General features: G+C 44.1%; 18 protein-coding genes and 2 pseudogenes. All 20 read left to right on the top strand.

Annotated elements, in window-relative coordinates; genetic code table 11:
- Nucleotides 1-3 precede the first annotated feature (3 nt).
- The 20 genes and pseudogenes from C6P39_RS04070 (at nucleotide 4) to mobV (ending at nucleotide 22,226) form a co-directional block, all read left to right on the top strand.
- Nucleotides 4-786 (top strand): hypothetical protein, encoded by a 783-nt coding sequence (locus tag C6P39_RS04070; protein WP_242986913.1) that lies wholly within the window; start codon nucleotides 4-6, stop codon nucleotides 784-786.
- A 12-nt stretch (nucleotides 787-798) separates the two neighbouring features.
- The gene (locus tag C6P39_RS04065; protein ID WP_104802904.1) at nucleotides 799-1,566 is read left to right on the top strand and encodes a DUF6674 family protein; all 768 of its coding nucleotides are present in this window, start codon (nucleotides 799-801) and stop codon (nucleotides 1,564-1,566) included.
- Between the two features lie 5 nt (nucleotides 1,567-1,571).
- Nucleotides 1,572-2,261, top strand: coding sequence for a hypothetical protein (locus tag C6P39_RS04060; RefSeq protein ID WP_104802903.1), 690 nt, complete (start codon nucleotides 1,572-1,574; stop codon nucleotides 2,259-2,261).
- Between the two features lie 112 nt (nucleotides 2,262-2,373).
- Nucleotides 2,374-3,243 (top strand): JAB domain-containing protein, encoded by an 870-nt coding sequence (locus C6P39_RS04055; RefSeq protein WP_242986911.1) that lies wholly within the window; start codon nucleotides 2,374-2,376, stop codon nucleotides 3,241-3,243.
- 81 nt (nucleotides 3,244-3,324) lie between these two features.
- A complete protein-coding gene (locus tag C6P39_RS04050; RefSeq protein ID WP_006567782.1) occupies nucleotides 3,325-3,654 on the top strand; it encodes a nucleotidyltransferase domain-containing protein in 330 nt (109 codons plus the stop codon).
- Nucleotides 3,642-4,040 carry a HEPN domain-containing protein gene (locus C6P39_RS04045; protein ID WP_104802902.1) on the top strand — a complete coding sequence of 133 codons (399 nt, stop codon included), beginning with the start codon at nucleotides 3,642-3,644 and terminating at the stop codon, nucleotides 4,038-4,040. Before C6P39_RS04050 ends, C6P39_RS04045 begins: the two co-directional genes overlap by 13 nt.
- 177 nt (nucleotides 4,041-4,217) lie before the next feature.
- The gene (locus C6P39_RS04040; protein WP_242986910.1) at nucleotides 4,218-4,718 is read left to right on the top strand and encodes a hypothetical protein; all 501 of its coding nucleotides are present in this window, start codon (nucleotides 4,218-4,220) and stop codon (nucleotides 4,716-4,718) included.
- A 172-nt stretch (nucleotides 4,719-4,890) separates the two neighbouring features.
- Entirely contained in the window at nucleotides 4,891-6,924 is a 2,034-nt protein-coding gene (locus C6P39_RS04035) for a C40 family peptidase (protein WP_242986908.1), read from the top strand.
- 164 nt (nucleotides 6,925-7,088) lie between these two features.
- Nucleotides 7,089-7,646, top strand: a complete 558-nt coding sequence (locus C6P39_RS04030) for a DpnD/PcfM family protein (RefSeq protein WP_233458273.1) — start codon at nucleotides 7,089-7,091, stop codon at nucleotides 7,644-7,646.
- Nucleotides 7,643-8,176: a peptidase M14 gene (locus C6P39_RS04025; protein ID WP_104802900.1), complete on the top strand. Its 534-nt coding sequence runs from the start codon at nucleotides 7,643-7,645 to the stop codon at nucleotides 8,174-8,176. The genes C6P39_RS04030 and C6P39_RS04025 overlap by 4 nt, the downstream gene beginning before the upstream one ends.
- A 725-nt stretch (nucleotides 8,177-8,901) precedes the next feature.
- The gene (locus C6P39_RS27860) at nucleotides 8,902-9,291 is read left to right on the top strand and encodes a TnpV protein (RefSeq protein ID WP_242986906.1); all 390 of its coding nucleotides are present in this window, start codon (nucleotides 8,902-8,904) and stop codon (nucleotides 9,289-9,291) included.
- A gap of 71 nt (nucleotides 9,292-9,362) precedes the next feature.
- The gene (locus tag C6P39_RS04020; protein WP_242986905.1) at nucleotides 9,363-14,612 is read left to right on the top strand and encodes a DEAD/DEAH box helicase family protein; all 5,250 of its coding nucleotides are present in this window, start codon (nucleotides 9,363-9,365) and stop codon (nucleotides 14,610-14,612) included.
- On the top strand, nucleotides 14,593-14,967 hold the full coding sequence (locus tag C6P39_RS04015) for a TnpV protein (RefSeq protein ID WP_001129922.1): 375 nt from the start codon (nucleotides 14,593-14,595) through the stop codon (nucleotides 14,965-14,967). Before C6P39_RS04020 ends, C6P39_RS04015 begins: the two co-directional genes overlap by 20 nt.
- Before the next feature lie 366 nt (nucleotides 14,968-15,333).
- Nucleotides 15,334-17,253, top strand: a complete 1,920-nt coding sequence (tet(O), locus tag C6P39_RS04010; RefSeq protein WP_000691758.1) for a tetracycline resistance ribosomal protection protein Tet(O) — start codon at nucleotides 15,334-15,336, stop codon at nucleotides 17,251-17,253.
- A gap of 51 nt (nucleotides 17,254-17,304) precedes the next feature.
- Nucleotides 17,305-17,478, top strand: a complete 174-nt coding sequence (locus tag C6P39_RS04005) for a cysteine-rich KTR domain-containing protein (RefSeq protein WP_002779755.1) — start codon at nucleotides 17,305-17,307, stop codon at nucleotides 17,476-17,478.
- A gap of 490 nt (nucleotides 17,479-17,968) precedes the next feature.
- The gene (locus C6P39_RS03990) at nucleotides 17,969-18,478 is read left to right on the top strand and encodes a sigma-70 family RNA polymerase sigma factor (protein ID WP_105116765.1); all 510 of its coding nucleotides are present in this window, start codon (nucleotides 17,969-17,971) and stop codon (nucleotides 18,476-18,478) included.
- Nucleotides 18,479-18,572: 94 nt separating this feature from the next.
- Nucleotides 18,573-18,998, top strand: coding sequence for an RNA polymerase sigma factor (locus tag C6P39_RS03985; protein WP_000323895.1), 426 nt, complete (start codon nucleotides 18,573-18,575; stop codon nucleotides 18,996-18,998).
- A gap of 83 nt (nucleotides 18,999-19,081) precedes the next feature.
- Nucleotides 19,082-19,556 (top strand): annotated as a pseudogene (locus C6P39_RS27400) (RNA polymerase sigma factor).
- Between the two features lie 154 nt (nucleotides 19,557-19,710).
- A pseudogene (locus C6P39_RS03975) lies at nucleotides 19,711-20,743 on the top strand (AAA family ATPase).
- 517 nt (nucleotides 20,744-21,260) lie between these two features.
- The gene (mobV, locus tag C6P39_RS03970; protein ID WP_001820668.1) at nucleotides 21,261-22,226 is read left to right on the top strand and encodes a MobV family relaxase; all 966 of its coding nucleotides are present in this window, start codon (nucleotides 21,261-21,263) and stop codon (nucleotides 22,224-22,226) included.
- The last annotated feature ends 1 nt before the right edge of the window (nucleotide 22,227 follow it).

Raw genomic sequence — 22,227 nt, 5'->3', positions numbered from 1 at the left:
TCGTTGAATAGAGATATCTTTGTGTTAGTAGTAAAACATCTGCTGGAACTGCCAACAGAGGGGGAACTTAGGACCTGGGTGAAATGGGCAGAGGACTGTGTGGCAATGGGACAGTATGCTGGTTTTAGGGAGCTACCGCAAAATAAAGCGGTAGAGAAGTGGCTGGATTCCTATTATCATGTTTTTTCTGCTATTCAGTATGAGTTCGGCAAGGAAACGGCCATTAAGGTCATGAATTTATCACAAGAGAAATTGTGCTTGTATCCGTATGAGATGCGGGCAGCGGCACGGGTCCTTAAGGCTGGAGGGACAGGAAAGGATATTTTGCAGATGATTGTCGAAGGAACATTGGAAGATCCAGAACCCGTTGTGCCAGAACATTGCGAGAAGGGAAAGATAGAAGAAGCGGATACATGGTCCTGCAATACAGAAACATTGGACTGTATCCTGCGGAGTGTGCGGACCTGGCAGGAGAATCTGGAAATCCCTCTTTTGTATAAGCGTGGGGATTCCCTGGCAGAACAGCTTTTCAACGCCTGTTTGGAGCTGTTACAGTATGAATTTGAGATAACATCAATTCCAAAATCCGATTATGATTTGATATCCGAACATGCTTTTTTCCTCGTAAACTCTTACCAGGTCCTTGAACCGGAAGATATTGACCTGGATGCAATCTTTGAGTGTTTTAACGATGCAAAAATAAATGAACGTATGATTGAAGCAGAGAATCGGGATAAAAAGGAAAAGGTAAGCAGTATTTCAGGAAAATCAGAAAAAAAGAGATAACAGGAGGCAGCTATGATGGAGGTATCGTTGAATGTTCCGTTAGGAGAACAGGCACATTTAAAAGAAATGTTTGCCATGATGGAGGAAAACCGCATGGACGCGCAGGCGCAGAACCTGGAGGATTTTTTACAGTATTTTAACCAGATGGAAAAGTATTTTGAGGATATGCAGGACGAATTGCTGTATCTGCGCGGGCAGTTAGACGAATTAAATGATAAAACCCTGAAAGCTAAAATAGACAATTTTGTGAAGGCGTCCGGAGATAGAGTGCACGCAGCGAAAGTATGGCTGGGAGCTTTAAGAAATGAGGTATCGGAAGGTATTAAACAGGCAGTGGGGCATGTAAAGTATTATGGAGATCAGGCACTATACACGTTTATTGATAAATCAAAAGCAGGCAGGGCGCTGTCGGTAATTCATGAGCACCTGGAACATTCTGCCAAGAACTTGGAAGATGGAGCACGGACCATGGGGGATATTGGGATGGAACTTAGCGCAGCGAAGGGACACCGGAAAAATGCTAAAAATCTTCTTATGGGGAAAGAGGCAGCGGATGTTTTTGAGTATGACTACGATAAGGGTATTGTGGCAAAGATCAGGCAAGCCATAGAATTTTGTGGGAAAATCGTGAAAAGTATGGCAGGGCACACAGAAAATATGCAGAAATCATTGGACGGTTTTACGCAGAGGGCTTTGGATAACAGAGCCGGACGGGATAGTAAAGTCCCTGACAGTGTGGAAGAAAAGATGAAATTGGCTGGACATGGGAAAGGAAGATAAACATCATGCCTGAAATGAAAGTAAACGAGGTACAAAAGTTATTCCCTCCAATAGAGTGTAGGGTTTTGAAGACAGGAAACAGAAGCAGATGGATATCTGTTAATCTGGATGATTTGAAACATGATCGTTTTGAGGAAGTCAAAGCCAGTGTAGTTGCAACGGTTGAACTTGCAGACCGGGATTTTGACAGATTGTGTTACCGCGGCCTTAATTCGCACGACTATCCCTTCGTAAGCCAGGTATATGGCAGGAAACGAAAAATACTGAAGAATGAGGCTGGAAGGGATGAATTTGAAGTGATACGCATAGAAAATGAAAAGATGGACTGGCTGTACATGGCAGTCAGACAGTATGGCAGTATTCCACTTTTCTCTAAGCAGCTTCTTAATATGGAAACTTTACGGGATTGGGAACAAAAGTTTGATGCTATGGAGAAATTTGTGAGTGACAACAAAATAGGGTACTTAGAGGATAAAATTTACTTTGATCCGGATATACCACCCAGTAGAGCAGATTTAATATTGTCGGCCGTGCGTGATGGGCGCGATTGGGGAGATTCCTTCGAGGGCAGTTTGAGTCTGTATTCTGCCGTGTCTCGCCATATTCACTCTTCCATAGATGAAGCGGCAGAAAAGTATCTGGACAAAATATACGGTAGCACACAGATACAAACACATAAGGAGGCAAAAAGATAGATGGATAGCCAGGATAACAATAATGTGGAAATACTGAAACAGAGCGAACTTACTATGCGTATAAACTGTATTGAAGATGGTGAGTTACTGGTGATAGATTGGAGGGGAGCGGATGAAGGCAAATGGGCTGAAAATGGTAAGTATTCGGCTGGTTGATGATCCACCCATATACAGTGAGGATAAAATCCAAAATCCGAATGATGCAGTCCAACTCTTATTAAAGGAATTCGATTCTGTTGACAGGGAATTATTTTTCGTCCTTAACATGCAGACCAATGGGCAGGTGATCAACGTAAATATTGCCAGCATGGGGACGCTAAATAGCTGCATACTCTCTCCGAGGGAAATCTTTAAAGCCAGTATCCTTTCCAATGCGGCCAGTGTTATATTAATGCATAATCATCCATCAGGGGACTGCACACCTTCCAAACAGGATGTTTCAGTGACTAAAAGGCTTGTGGCTTGTGGAGAACTGATTGGTATCACTGTGTTAGACCACGTTATATTAGGAAAGGGAACCTATTTAAGTATGAAGGAGGCGAATATGATGCCCGATGGGAAGAAAATATATAATGAAATAGCTGCAGAAAACAGAGTAGAGTATGGAAAGAAGCCGATTCCCACAATATCATTTTACGTGGCGGAATGTATGGAGTTTCACTCGTTGGGGAAAGTGTATCAGTGCAGGAGCCTGGAACAAGCTGTGAAACGATACAGGAATCTCCCGGAAGAAATGGCGTGCATGGGGAATGGGATTGGATTCACAATCAAGGACGATGAATCTATCTATTCCGGTGAGTTTGATCTGGTGTCAGCAAACCGGCTGGATGTGGATATTATCAACTCTATCCCATATTATCGTGACAGCCCATTGGTACAGAAAGCAATTGAGGATATCAAACGACTGATGCCGGAAGTGAAGATTATTGAACCGGTACAGCACGGGGTACAAAATCCAAAGGAGCGAAAGCAGGCCAGATAACAGGCTTTCATATATGCATTGAATAAAAGAAAAAAATACGGTACAATATCCATATAAAAGATAAGACAGGAGGGAATCGGCGTGGATAAGAATAAGGAAATGTTTGACAGGCTGGTAAAGGGCCTGCGTGATATTTACGGTGATAAATTGGTAAGTATTTTACTATATGGTTCATTTGCCCGTAAAACCAATACAAAGGAATCGGATATTGATATAGCAGTTTTATTGAACGGAAAAGAAACAAAAGAGATGCATGACCGTATGGTGGACCTGGCGGTGGATATGGATTTGGAATATGATCAGGTCTTTTCCATTCTGTATATTGACTATAAAAACTTTTTGGAGTGGGAGGATACTTTACCATTCTATAAGAATGTGAAGGAAGAAGGGGTGGTACTGTGGGCAGCTTAGAGACATTAGCAAAGTACCGTCACCAGCGTGCGTTAGAGGATTTAGCTGCGGCAAAAGAAATGTTGTCAGGCGGTATGTATAAACCATCGCTGAACCGTTCCTACTATTCTATTTTTCATGCCATGCGTGCCATTACAGCACTGGAAGGATTTGATTCCAGTAAACATAGCGGCGTAATTGCGTATTTTAACCAAAATTTCGTGAAAACTGGGATTTTTGCGAAGGAGACTTCTAAAATAATCAAAAATGCCTCTATCATGCGTGAACAATCGGATTACTCGGATTTTTTCATTGCCTCAAGGCAAGACGCAGAGGAGCAGATTGAAAAGGCAAAGGAGTTTATCTGTGAGATTGAAAGATATTTAAAGGATAAAAATGTTCTATAGGAGATAAAATACAGGCGCACCAGTACGTTGTGGCTGTCTGGAAAACGGTCTGTGGATAAATAAAAATTGAAGAATGTATTACAAGAAAAAGTGGTTGCTTCTAGTGGCCACTTTTTTTATTGGAAAAACGGCTGCGAAAATTTGCAGCCGTTTTTTGCAGAAAGGTGGGTTGAGAATATGAGATTTGGATTCAGTATTGGATTTCAATTGTATGAGTGGGAGGTTGAAATCGAAATACCGAGAGAATACCGATTCCGTTCCGAAAGGGAAGCGCGGACAGCCTGCAGGGAAATGAATGTGGAGGCTATTGTGTTTCCAAATCAGATCGCTGTCCTGTTTGAACGGGATTATATGATGCTGGAAGACAGGGAGTTATACAATTTTCGTAAACTCAAGGATGAAGTATATGAGAAGTGTGGAGCTTTACTTACTCCGGAGGAAGTTAGTGAACTGATTGAGAAAGGAACTTTAGAAGAAGTAGTCCTTTTCAGTGATAAGTATATGCCTGACGGAACGGAATACATGGAACTGGATGTGCCGGTAGAGGAGGCATACAAAATGTTGAAAGAAAAGTATGATCCACGTTATCAGCTTCCTTTTGGATTCTGCTGTCCTGCACTAAAGGGTGTAAAAGGATTCCACTTTGAAAGCCTCTATTATCAGGTGAAAAAGATATGAGTAATAGCTGAAGGGAGGAATACGAATCATTGACAACCGATTTAAAAGTAAAAAAGAAGCACAGATAAAACTGAAGGCAGACGCGGAAGTAAAATTACAAACGCATAATTACCTGGGAACTGAAAAAAGTTCTACATCTGGACTTCTTGGAAAAAAGATTGTCTCCGGGAGTATGGATGAAAAAGCCTCATTATCGGATAAAAAGATCCACATGAAGTCCACGGAGATTCATCCTGTATCAGAGCCGAAGGAACAAGAAGATAAGAAAAGTGCGGTTCTTGCAGCGAATTCTGTATCAGGGTTTAGAAAGCAGCCAGGAAAGAAAGAGAGTTCCCTGGATTATAAAAATACAAGGCAAACCAGACAAGAGAAAAAGAAGTCAGATCAGGAATCACGCCAGGAATCAAGGAAAGAAACTTATCCCAGATATTCGGCTGGAAGTGAGAAGAACGCAGATTTTGAAGATGATGGAGGGCGGAAGCGGAAGGAGAAACCAAAAGAGAACTTTGTCCGGGAAAAGCAGAAGCAAAAAGCCAGCAAAGAAGATCCTAAGTTTCACTTAGCCAATGTTTCCGGCCCGGATATTAAACGGAAAGATTATGATTTTGGATTTAAAGATACCGTGACCCTCACACGAACGGAGCGGGGACCCGAAGCAGTGGACCAGAAGTCGGAGGACAGATTTCAAAGTCAACAAATGTCGGGAGAGGACCGGGATACATTAAAGACCAGAAAAAAAGATGAGAAGATATCCTCAAAGAATGAAGTAAGGCGAGGAAGGGTAAAAAAGGAACAGGAAAATACCCGGATGAAAAAAGCTATCCGGAGGCGCATGTATGCTTTTATGGTGAACAAGCTAAGTGGTGAGGAACAAAAGGACAGTTTTGCAAAAGCCGCAAAAGATATCGCCGTCATGAGGGCTGGATTGGTTGTCAAACAGCTTGTTTTGTATCTTCTGGGGCTGTTGGGGCCGTTATTGGGAGGGCTGGTTACGATTGCCTTGCCCTTTGTCCTGATTATTGTAATCCTGTATAACACCCCTTTGGCTCTCTTTCTACCGCCATTACAGGAAGGGGATACGGTACAAAGCGTATTATCGGAGTATTACCGGGAATTTAACGAGGAAGTAAGGGCGGCGGAAGAGGACAGTGATGAGGATGTAACCTACAAAAATATGCAGAATGGCGTGGCTCGTAGCAATTTTACCGATGTGATGATGGTATATATGGTGCGTTATGGAACCGGGCAGGGAAATTTCTCAACCGTCATGAGTGATAAGAATAAAAAGCACTTAAAGGAGATTTTTGATGAAATGAACCACTTTGCATCTGAGACAGTGACAGATACGATCCGGGCCGGTGAAAGCCTTGGAATCATGACATTCAGTGGTTATTGCAACTGTTCTATCTGCTGTGGCCAATGGTCGGGAGGTCCTACGGCAAGCGGCGTCATGCCGAAAGCAGACCACACCCTGGCCGTTGATGCTTATAATCCCACGCTTCCTATGGGGACACATATCATAGCAGGCGGAAAGGAATATGTGGTGGAGGATACCGGAGATTTTGACCGTTATGGTGTAGACTTTGATATGTATTTTGGAGACCATGGGACAGCCCAGAATTTTGGACATCAGGATATGGAGGTATTTTTGGCTGATTCCAATGGCAGCAACACGGTGGAAGTAACACACACCTCATTATATGTGTACAACCTTACCTATGAAGATTATATTGAACTTGGCAAACTGACACCCAGTCAGGAGAAGTTGCTGCGTGAGGTCATGAGTGACGAATTCCTGCACAGTATGCCTGCAAGCGGCATTGGCGAGCAGGTGGCACTTGCGGCGTTAGATAAGGTTGGCTGCCAGTATAGCCAGGATTTGCGGTATGAGGAAGGATATTATGACTGCAGTTCTCTGGTACAGAGGTTATATGCAGAATTTGGTATAAACCTTCCATCCGTTGCATCAACACAGGGACAGTATATTGTAGACAATGGTCTACAGGTTAGTGAAAATGAACTACGGCCAGGAGATTTGATCTTCCATTCCCGTGATACAAATGCGGGGGAATTTATGTCTATTGGGCATGTGGCGATTTATGTAGGAAATGGGATGCAGGTGGACGCACGAGGGACAGCATATGGCGTGGTTTACCGGCCATTGGTTCCGTCTAACATCGGTTTGTACGGAAGGCCATGTCGGTAGCATCAGCATACAAATTTGCTTTGAAGTTCTAACCGTAATGTAATTTAAAGGTAATGAAACTGAGGAGGGATAAACATGCTGTAAATGAAAAGAAGAAATCAATAAGAAATGAAGAAAAAATTGAGGGCAGTCGGCAAGACTGCCTTTTTGAAAGGAGAATGCCAATGTCTGACTATATGGAGGACAATTTTTATTATCTTGAAAAGGTCAGGATGAAAGGGGAATACCATGTAATACTGTATAAAGCCTGGATGGGGCTGTGGGAGGCACGGGAGGCGTTTCTGGACGGTCTGCAGGAAGGTATGATAAACAGGCAGCTAGTCTTGGGAGTAGAAAAGGATGGAGAGAAAATCCCATTTTTCCAGTGTGATGATGGTAAATTCTATATACCAGAAATAAAATCCAGAGATATGCTAGGGAAGCCTGCAGATACATTACTGGAAGAATTGAGTGGGCGTTTTGGGATAGAAGAATGTGGGGAGAAGCAAGTTGTTTATATAAGCGATACCAAAGAACAGGATTATGATATCCGCATAACCGAAACATTAAGTAAAATAGTGACGGTCAGGGCACAGAGCATGGAATCATCCTTATCAGAGGCACATGACAATTATTCGGACGCAAAAAGTGGTTATGTATTGGATTACAGCGACCTGCGGGGTGTAACCTTGTCAATGGTGGGTATCCATCGGGAAAAGCCGCGGAATATGGGTGGGAGATGAGTAGGGAAACATTAAAAGAAAGACTGGAAGACTCTTTTTGCCGCTGGGACAAGGAACTATTAAGTGGAGGCAGTGATCCTTATTATACTGACGGGCAAAATATGAACCTGTTAAGAAACCATATCATTAGCGCGAAGTATGATATGAAAGAGGCAGGGGAATTTCCAGAAATTTACCACCGAAAGACACCGGAGAAGCTGCCGGAACATTTTATGGTACAGGCGGAAAAGATTTATTGGACAGCCGTTGGTATCTTCCGTCAGTGTAGGGACGATGAGGACTATCAGTATTTATGCGGACTGGAACTAAGTCCTAAAATGGATAATGGGCTTGAAATCAGAAATGCATTAAGAAATGTAAGGGAATTGGAGGATGCAATCAGGAACCAGGATTTTGTCATAATGAGAAGGCACCGTGAGATACCTGATTTTAAAAAATACAGACAGATTATTGAAAGCAGCCCAGAGAAAATAGAACCCAAAATGGAACAGATGAGTTTATTTACTATGGCAGACCGGGAAAGAAGGTGAACCTATGGATCAGCACACCATGAAGGTATCAGATTTGTATGATATTGCAATTTTTGATATCTCGCGTGACGGCGAACAGTGGAGAAAATATCTGGAGTTTTCTGCCAGGGGGAATTTATATCGTTTTGACTTTTTGAATACATGTATCATTTACGAACAATACCCGGAGGCAGAAATCCTCCTGGGATTTTCAGACTGGAAGAAAGCAAAGCGTTATGTCAGGGGCGGTGAGATTGGAATCGCAACATTTCCCATTGAGATGCTGGGAGGTGCGCAGTATGTCTATGATATCAAAAGCACCGGCGGAAGGGTTATGCCTTGGATATGGGAAATCAATGAAGAAAATGCTCCTGCTTTTGCAAAGAGGCTATTTCCAGAACAATATCAGGAAGAAAATAATTTCAGGATAGCAATAAAAAACTTTACGAGAACATATGTACGTGCTATAATGGAAGAGGAAAACGACAGGATTCATGAAATAGCAGTTCTTACCAGCAAGGATGAATTGGACGATAATCAAATGTCACCAGTTGAAGAATTCATCCTGCAGAGCACCGCATACTTGGTATTAAGGCGATGCGGGATTGATACTTTTGACATAGGACTGTCTGCAATAACAAACTACCAGGAAGAGGTGATACTATCCAAAATAGGTATCCTCATATCGGATATTGCAGAGAGGACGTTGCGGAGATTTGCAGAGATTGCGAAAGAGATCCGGGAAGATGAAAGGAGAAATCAAGATGGTAGAACTGAATTACAGGAAAGAAAAGGACGGGCTGCTGTACCCGATGCTGGAGACAGGGAGCCAACAGGCGGAAGGGCTGGAGATGCTGGGCAGATACGCGAAGCTGGCACAGGAATACCTGCTGGAGAAGGACGAAAGCCGGTACAGCCTGTTGCTGCGGACGGGCAAACTGCCGGAGCTGCTGAAACAGATAGAGGCGGAAGCATGGGAGCTGCACGACCAGATCGTGGAGGACTACGTGAGGATGAAAGCGGCGGAGAGGAACATCAATCCAGCGGATACGATGGAGATGACCAGACTTCGGAACGAAGCAGCGATGATAGCCCAAGAAACCGTGATGCAGGAAGTAATCTGCAAGCCGAGGTAATAGAAACTGATATAGAGGAAGGAACTGCTGTTGCGGTTCCTTCTTTTTCTGTTGAACCAGTGCCTGTAGAAGTGACAGATGAATTATGCAGAGAAGTGGTTTTAGCAGGCGCGCTGGAACCTATCCTAAAGAAAAAAATCTATGATTTCTTTGAGTTAAATGAAGGGATAGGGGAGCGTATCGAATTTCTTTATCAGATTTACGAAGGTGGAGACACCATTATTACTGGTGAAGGGCTTGAATTTGAATATGAAACAGACGATACGGGAATCCAGTTATACTGGCATGAGCAGGGACAGTATCTAAGCGGGTATCTTACATTTAAGACAGCGGCAGAAGAAATCCTGTTATTAATCGAAAGCGGGGAATACTATCAGCCAATAAAAAAGGACGCGGAAATACCGGAATCATTGGCCGAAACAGTAGAAAACTTTCTGGCAACGGCAGATGGCAGGATAGTATTTGACATGATTTATGATGTAATGACCATAAACTTACTGCCCCAGCAGGAAACCGAATTTATACGGCAGAGTTTCCTTTCCCTGCTTGGTTCAGATGTGGATTGGATATTTACCTCAACACTGACCTTCCATGCTGGAGAGGTTACTTGTTCTTTTGACGGTAATGAGGTGCAGACCTATCCGTGGCGTGTGATCCGGGACATTCTGGCCCGGATAATCGAATTAGATCAATATCCTGAATCCAGCCAGGATTTCTCTGTAGAGGAAATTAAAAGAATTCCCTGGTTTCAAAATCTGGCGTCCCAATACCAGGGGTTATTAGAACAGGCCGGCGAGACACCGGCAGTAACAATACCATATTTAAGTGCGGATACCGTAATTGAGAAAGATGACAAAAGAACAGAGGATACAGGAGAAGAAATACAGGAGACCCAGGCTGATGGAAGAAGTGAACGGTTAAAGGCAGTATTTGAAGAGGCTGCAAATGCATATGCCCTTCATTCCATGGCATTGATTCCCTCCAAACCATTGATTCAAAGGTTCTTTGAACAGGCAGGGGAAAAAGAAAAGCAGGAATTTCTTTCAAAAATTTTGAAAGTTCAGTCTAAACGGGACTATGGAAAATCTGCGCTGAATACAAGCTGGGGATTGATTCATTACACATATGGCGAAAGTGGAGCCGTTGAATTCCGCCTTGTGAATGGAGAAAATGAAGGGCATGGGGCTTTTACCATGCAGGAAGTATCGCATGCAATCCAGGCTGCCATTGATGTGGGAGAGTATCTGCCGCCAGGGGAATATGAAGCGGCACGCAAAGAAGAATTTGCCCTATGTCCGGAAGAAACCTTCCTATTATATAAGGAAATGAGTAACCGAAACCAAAACGTCATTCAGGTTTCGGATTTTTTTTATCCTGATGGATGGGAATTCCCTTCCGGTGACAAGACAAAGTATAAGAGTAATGTCGCAGCAATCCGTCTGTTAAAGGAACTGGAACAGTCCTCCCGCCCGGCTACACCAGAGGAACAGGATATCCTCGCCAAATACATAGGATGGGGAGGTCTTGCTAATGTATTCAATCCTAAGAGTCCAAACTGGACAAACGAGTATCAGGAACTGCAGACGCTGTTGACAGAGGAAGAATATGAGCAGGCCAGGGGAAGTATTAATTCCGCATTTTACACGCCGCCCGTTGTCGCTAAGTCAATCTATAAAGCATTGGAGCAGTTTGGGTTCACAAATGGTTCCATCTTGGAACCCAGTATGGGCGTCGGGAACTTTTATAGTGTCCTGCCGGAAGATATGCGGGATTCCCGTCTTTATGGAGTGGAATTGGACAGTATCAGTGGAAGGATTGCAAAACAGCTTCACCCTCATGCCGCAATTGAAGTCAAAGGATTTGAAAAGACAAAGTTTGAAAAGGACAGCTTTGATGTCATCGTGGGAAATGTTCCTTTCGGCGCGTACAAAATTTTTGATCCTGAATATAAAAAGTATGGTTTCCGTATTCACGATTATTTTTTGGCAAAATCCATGGACCTGCTTCGCCCTGGAGGAATCATTGCGGTTGTCACAACAAAATTCACCATGGATAAAGCCAATTCCACGATACGAAAATACTTGGCGGAGCGTGCAGACTTTATCGGCGCGGTACGTCTGCCAGGGATTGCCTTCAAAAAGGACGCGGGAGCAGAAGTGACATCTGACATTATCTTCCTTCAAAAGAAGGGAAGTGTACTGTCCACAAATAAATCAGAGGAATGGATGAACATCACCTATACCGATGATGGGGTGCCGGTCAATGAGTATTATATGAACCATCCGGAAATGATGCTGGGAAAGATGGCTTTTGACAGGCATACCTATGGTCAAAACTCTAATTATACAGAACTGATCGTAGAAGATGAGGAAAATTTTAATCTTGAAGAAGATTTGAATCATGCTATTTCTTTTCTATCAGCCGATTATTGTCCGGTAGAGGAAAAAACGCTGCTCCCTGATGTAAACAGCAAGGAAGAACTTCCCAATACCATGCCGGCCCTCTTAGATGTGGCAAATAACACATATACAGTCATAGAGGGAGAAATCTATTACCGGGATAATGATATCATGGTGAGATGGTCGGGAAACGAGACGCAACGGAATCGTATCCTTGGAATGCATGCTATCCGGCAGTCGGTCAGATACCTGATTGATATTCAGACACATGGGTGCAGTACAGATCAACTTGTTGAGGCACAGGAAAAGCTAAATAAGATTTATGATTCTTATGTAAAGAAGTATGGATATCTGTCCAGCCGTGCCAACAAGTTAGCATTCCGGGAGGACAATGACTACTATCTGTTATGCAGCCTGGAAACGGAAGATGAAAACAAGAATATAAAGAAGGCGGATATCTTTTATAAACAGACTATTGCGCCAGTTTCCATAGTTGAGAAGGTGGATACAGCCATGGACGCGTTGAAAGTCAGCCTGGCGGAATATGGGAAGGTACATATCCCCTATATGCTGAGTGTCTATCCGGTAGAACGGGAACGGCTCCTGCAGGAATTAAAAGGGCAGGTATTCTTAAACCCAGTCAAAGCGGCTGATGGGAATCCTAATCAGGGATGGGAAACGGCAAGTGAGTATTTGAGCGGTCCGGTTCGGAATAAACTAAAGGCTGCAGAAGTGTATGCAAAAGATAATCCCGTCTATTTGGCAAATGTAGAAGCCCTGAAAGCGGTGCAGCCGGAAGATTTGACGGCAACGGAAATCGGCGTAAAGTTGGGAACCTCTTGGATTGATCAGGAAGATTATGAGGCATTTATCTATGAGACGCTGAATACGCCGGATCAGTACAGAGACGGGACTTATGCAATCAAGGTACAGTTAAACCGATATACTATGTCTTACAAGGTTACTAATAAATCCAGCGACTATTCTTCTGTGGCGGCAAGCCAGACATATGGAACAAAAAGGATTGATGCATATTCCATCATAGAGGCGTTACTGAACCAGAATGTAATTACCGTCAAAGATAAGATTGAAGTTGGGGACAGTGAACGGTATGTAGTAAATCAGAAAGAAACAACTCTGGCAAGGGAAAAGGCAACCCTCATAAAAGATGCTTTTAAGGAGTGGATATGGAAAGATCCGCAGCGTAGAAAAAAATATGTGGATTTTTACAATCAGAACTTCAATGATAACCGTCTGCGGGTTTATGACGGTTCTTATTTATCGTTCCCCGGTATGAATCCGGAAATAAATATGCGGGACCATCAACGGAATGTTGTAGACCGGGCACTGCATGGAAGCACTTTGCTGGCCCATGCGGTTGGGGCTGGAAAAACCTATGAAATTGCAGCTATCTGTATGGAGTTGAAACGGCTGAAGCTGATGCATAAAGCAATGATTGTCGTACCGAATCATCTTGTGGGGCAGATGGCGGCAGAATTCCTGCACTTATATCCCAGTGCCAATCTACTTGTGACATCGAAAGAAGATTTTAAAAGTGAAAATAGAAGAAAGCTGACGTGTAGGATTGCTGCAAATAATTATGATGCCGTGATTTTGGGACACTCTCAATTTGAGAGGATTCCCCTGTCTGCGGAAAGGCGTGCGAAAATTCTTGAAAATCAGGTGGAACGAATTTCGGGGGCCATTGCGGAGATGAAGGAGGAGCAGGGGGCTAAATGGGGGATAAAAGATATGGAGCGTCAACGGAAAAATCTGGAATCCCAAATTTTAAGTCTGAGAAATGATGCAAAAAAGGATGATGTTCTGGATTTTGAACAGTTAGGGATAGATGCATTGTTTGTAGATGAAGCGCATGTGTTTAAAAACCTGTCTATCTTTTCAAAAATCCGTAATGTGGCAGGTATTTCCACCAATGGTTCCCAGCGGGCTATGGATATGTTCCAAAAGATCCAGTATATCCAGGAACTGACCGGAGGAAGAAATGTTATCCTTGCAACCGGGACGCCTATCTCCAATACCATGTGTGAAATGTATGTCATGCAGTTGTATCTGCAGTCACAGAAACTACATGAGAAGGGGATTGACCATTTTGACAGTTGGGCGGCCAATTTTGGCGAAGTTACCACTTCACTTGAAATGTCACCAGAGGGCGGATACCGAATGCGGAGCCGGTTCAATAAATTCTGTAATCTGCCGGAGCTTATGAATATGTTCCGGGAGGTGGCTGATATCCAATTGCCTTCAATGCTGAACCTGAATGTACCTAAGTTAAAAGGTGGGAAATACAAAATTGTGGAGAGCGTGGCGTCTGAGAGTGTTGAGTACATGATGCAGGAACTGGCTAAACGCGCGGAAGCAATACGAGCAGGGAATGTAGATCCAACGGTCGATAACATGCTCAAGATCACCAACGAAGCAAGGTTGCTCGGCACCGATCCCCGGCTGATTGACCCAGATGCGGAAGTAGATGGTGACGGCAAACTCTTTCAGGCGGCAGAGAATATTTATCAGGAATACATTGGTTCCCAGGAGTTTAAGGGGACACAAGCTGTCTTTTGCGATATTGGCACGCCCACAGGAAACAAGAAATTTAATGTATATGACTTTCTGAAACAGGAGTTGATCAGGAAAGGAATACCAGAAGATGAAATTGCATTTATTCATGATGCCCATAGTGATAAGCAGAAAGAGGAATTATTTGCAGACATGAGGAGCGGCAGGAAACGAATCCTCCTGGGAAGCACGTCCATGATGGGAACAGGAACCAATATCCAAAAACGCCTTGTCGCGGCTCATCACATTGATTGCCCGTGGAAACCTTCGGATGTAGGACGGATTTTGCGGACATTCAAAATAAAAAAGAATGTGGAGGTAACAGACAATGGCAAAATCATTATTTGAGGAACTGGGCGGCAAATACGAAAGGCAAGGGGATTATTTGATACCGTGCTTAACTGTACCCGCCGAAGAAGAACAGGCAATAGGCATCTGGGGGCAACGGCATTTAGATTATCTAAAACAGTACCGTAAAGTTACATACACCAATCTTCTTACAAGCGGCAGGCTAAACGCCTACCTTGCCGACATCAACAGACAGGCACAGGAACGCTTTGAAAGGCTCATAGAGGGTATGAAACAGGCACAGGGCATAACGGAACAGCTAAAGGCAGAAAACGCCTTAGAATGGACAGGATGCCTCAATAACATAAGGGCTTGTGCGAGGGAGATTGTGGAAAAGGAAATTATTTTTGCATAAACAGATGATTAGTGGCAGGGGGAAATCCTGCCGCTTTTTCTGCTTTAGTTTGTCAGCTTGACAAATAAAGGGTTAAGGAATATAATTAGATTCAGTATTATACAAGGAGTTAATAAATATGCGGCAAGGTATTCTTAAATAAACTGTCAATTTGATAGTGGGAACAAAAAGTAGCAGTCCCGTTTCACTTTTAATATGGGGCTTAGTTTTTTGTACCCAGTTTAAGAATACTTTTATCATGTAATTTTATATGCCCGAAAACATATAAGTGTTTTGGGGCTATTGGAGTTATTTACCCAGTGATAGGAGTATTTATCACTGGGTATTTTTATGCCCTTTTTTGGGTGTTGATAGGAGGAAAATCACATGAAAATAATTAACTTAGGCATTCTGGCTCACGTTGACGCAGGAAAGACAACATTAACGGAAAGTTTATTGTATACCAGTGGTGCAATTGCAGAACTAGGGAGCGTAGATGAAGGCACAACAAGGACAGATACAATGAATTTGGAGCGTCAAAGGGGAATCACTATCCAGACAGCAGTGACATCTTTTCAGTGGGAGGATGTAAAAGTCAACATTATAGATACGCCAGGCCATATGGATTTTTTGGCGGAAGTATACCGTTCTTTATCCGTATTAGACGGAGCAGTATTATTAGTTTCTGCAAAGGATGGCATACAGGCACAGACCCGTATACTGTTTCATGCACTACAGATAATGAAGATTCCGACAATTTTTTTCATCAATAAAATTGACCAAGAGGGGATTGATTTGCCAATGGTATATCGGGAAATGAAAGCAAAGCTTTCTTCGGAAATTATAGTGAAGCAAAAGGTTGGGCAGCATCCCCATATAAATGTAACGGACAATGACGATATGGAACAGTGGGATGCGGTAATTATGGGAAACGATGAACTATTAGAGAAATATATGTCAGGGAAACCGTTTAAAATGTCAGAACTGGAACAGGAAGAAAACAGGAGATTCCAAAACGGAACGTTATTTCCCGTTTATCACGGAAGCGCTAAAAACAATCTGGGGATTCGGCAGCTTATAGAAGTAATTGCCAGTAAATTTTATTCATCAACGCCTGAAGGTCAATCTGAACTATGCGGGCAGGTTTTTAAGATTGAATATTCAGAGAAAAGGCGGCGTTTTGTTTATGTGCGTATATATAGCGGAACATTGCATTTGAGGGATGTTATTAGAATATCTGAAAAAGAGAAAATAAAAATCACAGAGATGTGTGTTCCGACAAACGGTGAATTATATTCATCCGATACAGCCTGCTCTGGTGATATTGTAATTTTACCAAATGATGTTTTGCAGCTAAACAGTATTTTGGGGAACGAAATACTGTTGCCGCAGAGAAAATTTATTGAAAATCCTCTCCCTATGCTCCAAACAACGATTGCAGTAAAGAAATCTGAACAGCGGGAAATATTGCTTGGGGCACTTACAGAAATTTCAGATGGCGACCCTCTTTTAAAATATTATGTGGATACTACAACGCATGAGATTATACTTTCTTTTTTGGGGAATGTGCAGATGGAAGTCATTTGTGCCATCCTTGAGGAAAAATATCATGTGGAGGCAGAAATAAAAGAGCCTACTGTTATATATATGGAAAGACCGCTTAGAAAAGCAGAATATACCATCCACATAGAAGTCCCGCCAAATCCTTTCTGGGCTTCTGTCGGGTTGTCCATAGAGCCGCTCCCTATTGGAAGCGGAGTGCAGTATGAAAGCAGAGTTTCACTTGGATATTTAAATCAATCGTTCCAAAATGCGGTTATGGAGGGGGTTCTTTATGGCTGCGAGCAGGGGCTGTATGGATGGAAAGTGACAGACTGTAAAATCTGTTTTGAATATGGATTGTATTATAGTCCTGTAAGTACCCCCGCAGACTTTCGGCTGCTTTCCCCTATCGTATTGGAGCAGGCTTTAAAAAAAGCAGGGACAGAACTATTAGAGCCATATCTCCACTTTGAAATTTATGCACCGCAGGAATATCTCTCACGGGCGTATCATGATGCTCCAAGGTATTGTGCAGATATTGTAAGTACTCAGATAAAGAATGACGAGGTCATTCTGAAAGGAGAAATCCCTGCTAGATGTATTCAAGAATACAGGAACGATTTAACTTATTTCACAAATGGGCAGGGAGTCTGCTTGACAGAGTTAAAAGGATACCAGCCAGCTATTGGTAAATTTATTTGCCAACCCCGCCGCCCGAATAGCCGTATAGATAAGGTTCGGCATATGTTCCACAAGTTAGCTTAACAGCTTGCAAAAGTCATATAAAATGAGATTTGAAAGGATTAGAGACTAATTATGATGAAATGCGAATGGATATTGTGTCCTGTTTGTGGGAGCAAAACCCGTAATAAAATTAGGAAGGACACTGTTTTGGAGAATTATCCCCTTTATTGTCCAAAATGCAGACAAGAAAGATTGATTAAAGTTGACAACTTGAAGATAACTGTCATCAAAGAGCCAGACGCTTAAGACGCAGAGCCGATGAAATTGTGGAACAATTCACGAATCATCGGCTCTTTTTGTTTCGTATTTGAAAGAACAAACTCACCAAATAAAAAAAACGATATTCGGGTGGGTTATTTTGTTATACCCTAAATTACCCTCTGAATTTGTTTTTAAATTTGGAGGGATTTTTTTATGTCCTTTTTTCGGGCAGTTATCTATCTGCTCATACGAAGCAAAATTTATCAATACATAGCATATCAGAGAACGGCAGGAAACCAGTTAAAAAAATTTCTGCCAGTGCAACGGTACTTCTCACCTTGAAAGTAGAAGTACAATCTCCATACAATAGAATTACTATTTCCTATAACCGTAAAGGTCACAGAGCCTTTGCGGTTTTTCTTTTGTCGATTTTTGTTGGAAAGTGCCGTAGGGCTGTTTCTGATATGCGGTGTCGTTCTCCGCCTCTCCATCTGGATTTTTTACATTTCAAAAATTCAGATGGGAGGTATTTATGGTGAAATATGCACCAAGAAAGGTATATATCAGAGAAAGTGGCGGCTATGTGGAATTATCCTACACGGAGTTCTGCCGTTGCAGGGAATCCGACCAGACCTATATGGACAAGCTGTTTATCCCCATTCAAGGCTGTCTGCTTGAAGTCGTGAGGGAGCAATACACAGACTTCTACCGTGACAAGGAACGGTGGCGTTATCTGCAAAAATTAGATACAAAGAATAGACTGCTATCTCTCGACGGATTTACGGACAGCGAGGGGAATCCTCTGGACTTTATCACTGATGAAGCGGTGGACATTGCAGAAACCGTTGTCAATGCGGTCATGGTGGACAGGCTGAAAGCCGCCCTGCCTTTGCTGTCGGATAGTGAACAGGAGCTGATACAGGCAATCTTTTTTGACGGACTTTCCGAGCGTGAAGTCGGGGCGAGGTTGGGCATAACCCAGAGCGTTGTAAACAAACGCAAAGCCAGAATCCTAATAAAACTAAGAAAGATAATAGAAAATTAAAATTTAAGGCGTTCAGCCCCCTTGTTTTTTCCTTTGGGAAGATGAGGGGGCTTTTCTCTGCCCTCTCAATCAATTCTGATTGGAGGAAGTAAGAATGGCATACAACCACGGACGGGAGGACAGGAAATGGCGTATCTGGAAAGAAGCGGAGGAAAAGCTGCTGCGTGAGTGCGGCGTTGATGAAGCGACCATTGAGCAGATACGCATGGCGGACAGGGCAGACTTCAATTCCAACAGGCGGTTTTACCGATGGACGAATGACGTTGCGGAATATCTTGAGGACATGGCAGGCAGGGAGCGGCAGGCGGAAGTGGGTACGGTTGCGGAGTTACTGGAAGAGATTGAGAGCGAAAATCTCTATCAAGTATTAGTCACGGTGGACGGGCGTACCTTGAAAATCGTCCTGCTGAAAATGCAGGGGTATTCCACAAAGGAGATTGCCCCGCTTGTGCATTTGACGACTGGTGCCATCTATGCGAGGTTAGACCATCTGCGGAAGAAGCTGCGGAAAATTTTATAGCTTCTAAAACAGCCTGCCATCCTGCGGGCTACTGGGTGAGGGATGGAAATCCCCTCACTCATTTTTTGCAGGAGGACAACAGGATGGCATACAGGGTTAAGGCATACACGCTTCGGGAGGAATCCACGGAAAGCGGCACAAGGTATTTTATCAGCTTTAAGGACGGGCAGGGCAAATCCCACGAGTTGGAAGTGTCGGAACAGTTCTTTATGGAGTTTCGGCAGATGGAGCGCAGGAACAGGAATCTTTTCTAATGGGACGAGCGGCACAGGGAGTTTAACGAGGTATGGGACGAAACCCTTTACAGACGGGCGTTGCGTGTGCCTAAGAGCCTTGATGAACGCATGGTTGAGGAAGAACGGAATGAAACGCTCTATAAGGCGGTTGGGAGCCTTCCAGAGATACAAAGGCGGCGTTTCCTGCTCTACTACGAGTATGAGTTCAATTTTTACCAAATCGCCGCTATGGAGCATTGCACCGCTTCGGCAATACAGAAATCTGTTGCGATTGCAAAGGAGAAAGTAAAGGCGGAAATTGAAGAAATATCTCCAACCGTGACCGACACCGCCCGAAAAAGAAATCTGTTTTTTATTTGTGTGGGATTGGCGGCATTACATACTCTCACTTTTTTCCGTGGGAGTAAATCTATTTTTAAGGAGGTCAACGCCTATGTGCAACGAAAACAAAGACACCGCCCGAAAGGAGGAAAGCCATGCAGAAGTTACAGACAGTCAACGCCGAAACGCTCCTTTATGAACCGCTTGAGAAACCATCCTTTGTGGTGGACAGCCTTATCCCGACAGGCTTATCGCTGTTCTGCGGCTCACAGAAGATAGGCAAAAGCTGGCTCATGCTGAAGCTATGCTTATGCGTGTCGCAGGGAATCCCTTTATGGGATATGCCGACAATGGAGGGCGATGTGCTTTACCTCTGCCTTGAGGACACGTTCTGCCGCATACAGGACAGGTTATTTCGTTTGACGGACGAAGCAAGCGGGCGGCTCCACTTTGCCGTGGCAAGCTGCAAGCTGTCAGACGGTCTTATCGTGCAGCTTGAAGATTATCTGAAAGATTACCCAGACAGCAGGCTCATTGTCATTGATACCTTGCAGAAAGTCCGTACAGCTTCAAAAGACAATGCCTATGCAAGCGACTATGGGGACATCTCCCTCATCAAAGACTTTGCCGACAGGCACTCTCTGGCGGTCATTGTCGTACACCACATCCGAAAGCAGAATGACAGCGACGTGTTCAACAAGGTGTCTGGGACGACAGGATTAACGGGGAGTGCGGACGCTACCTTTGTTCTGGAAAAGGAGAAACGTGCGTCTGACACCGCCAAGCTGTATGTGACGGGCAGGGACACGCCTTATCAGGAATACACGCTGCGTTTCCGTGATTGCCGTTGGGAGCTTGTGGAGCGGAAAACGCAGGAGCAGCTTGCGAAAGAAACGATACCAGATGTCCTTTTTCGGTTGGTGGATTTTATGAGGGATAAGGAAGAATGGATAGGCACGGCAACGGAACTGTTAGCCGCTATGGGGGAAACGGAAACCATACCCACGGTGATTACGAAATGGCTGAATGAATACCGCACCACATTTTTAAGCGAGAACCGTATCTGCTACCAGTACAGCCGCAGGAAAGACGGCAGGCGGATTGCCCTTGCAAGGAGGGCGGGTGACAGCGGTGATGGTGGTGACAGCGATATTAGGATACCCCCCTGTTACTGTCATTGACGCTTAAAGCCATGTAAAGCTGGCGGCTCTGCCCTGCGGGTGACAGCAGTGACGGTGGTGACAGTGATTTTAGGATACCCTGCCGCTGTCATCCCTACGGGAGAACACCCCGTAAACGCAAAATGCAGGCGTGAGATTTACTCGCCCTTTTCGGTCGTGTAAAACCACCCCTGCGGTCAGAAAAATCATTCCGATTTTTCCGACTGCGTTTACAGGGTGTAACACACTACACTTTGCCCTGCAAAGTCGTGTGCCAGACGTTCCCTCTGGACTCCCTTAAGGCAGGGCTGTGCCCTGCTATCCTACGCCTTACGGCTTCGGATAAAAGAATGGCGGCATGACGGTGACGGCTCTTGCGAGGGGGGTATCCCAAAAACACCGTCATCATCGACATGACCGTCATGCAGGGGGTGAGGGTGACAGTTGCGGCAGTCGGCAGGGGGTATCCCAAAACTGCTGTCACCACCGTCACCGCTGTCACCCCAAAGGACGGTCACCCGCCGAAAGAAAGGAGGAATCCGCCTATGCCTTATGCAATCCTGCGTTTCCAGAAACGAAAAGCGGGCGGCGTTGCGGCTTGTGAACGCCACAACGAGCGGAAGAAAGAAGCCTACAAAAGCAACCCAGATATAGATATGGAACGCTCTAAAAACAATTACCATCTCATAGCACCACCAAAGTACACCTACAAGAAAGAGATTAACCGCATGGTAGCCGAAGCGGGGTGCAGGACAAGGAAAGACAGCGTGATGATGGTGGAAACGCTCATCACAGCTTCACCAGAATTTATGAACCAGTTACCGCCCGAAGAACAAAAAGCGTATTTCCAGACGGCTCTTGACTTCATTTCGGAGCGTGTTGGAAAGCAGAATATCCTCTCCGCTGTCGTCCATATGGACGAGAGAACGCCCCATATGCACCTCTGCTTTGTGCCGATTACGCCAGACAATAAGCTGTCAGCGAAAGCTATCTTAGGCAACCAGAAATCATTATCCGAGTGGCAGACCGCCTACCATGAGCGGATGTCCTCACGGTGGAATCAGCTTGAACGGGGGCAGTCCTCAATGGAAACCAAGCGGAAACACGTCCCCACATGGCTCTATAAATTAGGCGGCAGGCTTGATAAACAGTATGAAGAAATCGTGTCTGCCCTATCCGACATCAACGCCTTTAACGCAGGGAAGAAAAGGGATAAAGCGTTAGATTTACTCTCTGCATGGCTGCCAGACGTGGAGAAATTCTCTAAGGAAATCGGGAAACAGCAGGCGTATATCGACAGTTTGAAAGAGAGAATTGGGCAGGAATCAGACTATGCGGGGCGTATGCGTGATGAAAAGTACGAGCAGGAACTAAAGGTGCAGAAAGCGAATCAGAAGATATTTGAATTGCAGAGAACCAACGAGCAGATGGGGCGGCTGCTGTCAAAAATACCGCCCGAAGTGTTGGAAGAATTGCAGAAAAATCATAGAAGCAGAGCGAAAGAAAGGTAGA

The sequence above is a fragment of the Blautia marasmi genome, from assembly GCF_900258535.1.
Classification (GTDB): Bacteria; Bacillota; Clostridia; order Lachnospirales; family Lachnospiraceae; genus Blautia; species Blautia hominis.
The sequence above is the reverse complement of the archived record's forward strand: the minus strand, read 5'-3'. Positions and strand labels throughout refer to the sequence as shown.

What these genes read in the sequence shown, in the direction of transcription:
- C6P39_RS04055 (WP_242986911.1), top strand. Translation starts at nt 2,374, where the DNA reads ATGAAGGCAAATGGGCTGAAAATGGTAAGTATTCGGCTGGTTGATGAT.
- C6P39_RS27860 (WP_242986906.1), top strand. Translation starts at nt 8,902, where the DNA reads ATGAAAGGAGAAATCAAGATGGTAGAACTGAATTACAGGAAAGAAAAG.
- C6P39_RS03985 (WP_000323895.1), top strand. Translation starts at nt 18,573, where the DNA reads ATGGCATACAACCACGGACGGGAGGACAGGAAATGGCGTATCTGGAAA.
- C6P39_RS04035 (WP_242986908.1), top strand. Translation starts at nt 4,891, where the DNA reads ATGGATGAAAAAGCCTCATTATCGGATAAAAAGATCCACATGAAGTCC.
- C6P39_RS04060 (WP_104802903.1), top strand. Translation starts at nt 1,572, where the DNA reads ATGCCTGAAATGAAAGTAAACGAGGTACAAAAGTTATTCCCTCCAATA.
- mobV (WP_001820668.1), top strand. Translation starts at nt 21,261, where the DNA reads ATGCCTTATGCAATCCTGCGTTTCCAGAAACGAAAAGCGGGCGGCGTT.
- C6P39_RS04040 (WP_242986910.1), top strand. Translation starts at nt 4,218, where the DNA reads ATGAGATTTGGATTCAGTATTGGATTTCAATTGTATGAGTGGGAGGTT.
- C6P39_RS04065 (WP_104802904.1), top strand. Translation starts at nt 799, where the DNA reads ATGATGGAGGTATCGTTGAATGTTCCGTTAGGAGAACAGGCACATTTA.
- C6P39_RS04025 (WP_104802900.1), top strand. Translation starts at nt 7,643, where the DNA reads ATGAGTAGGGAAACATTAAAAGAAAGACTGGAAGACTCTTTTTGCCGC.
- C6P39_RS04015 (WP_001129922.1), top strand. Translation starts at nt 14,593, where the DNA reads ATGGCAAAATCATTATTTGAGGAACTGGGCGGCAAATACGAAAGGCAA.
- C6P39_RS04005 (WP_002779755.1), top strand. Translation starts at nt 17,305, where the DNA reads ATGATGAAATGCGAATGGATATTGTGTCCTGTTTGTGGGAGCAAAACC.
- C6P39_RS04030 (WP_233458273.1), top strand. Translation starts at nt 7,089, where the DNA reads ATGTCTGACTATATGGAGGACAATTTTTATTATCTTGAAAAGGTCAGG.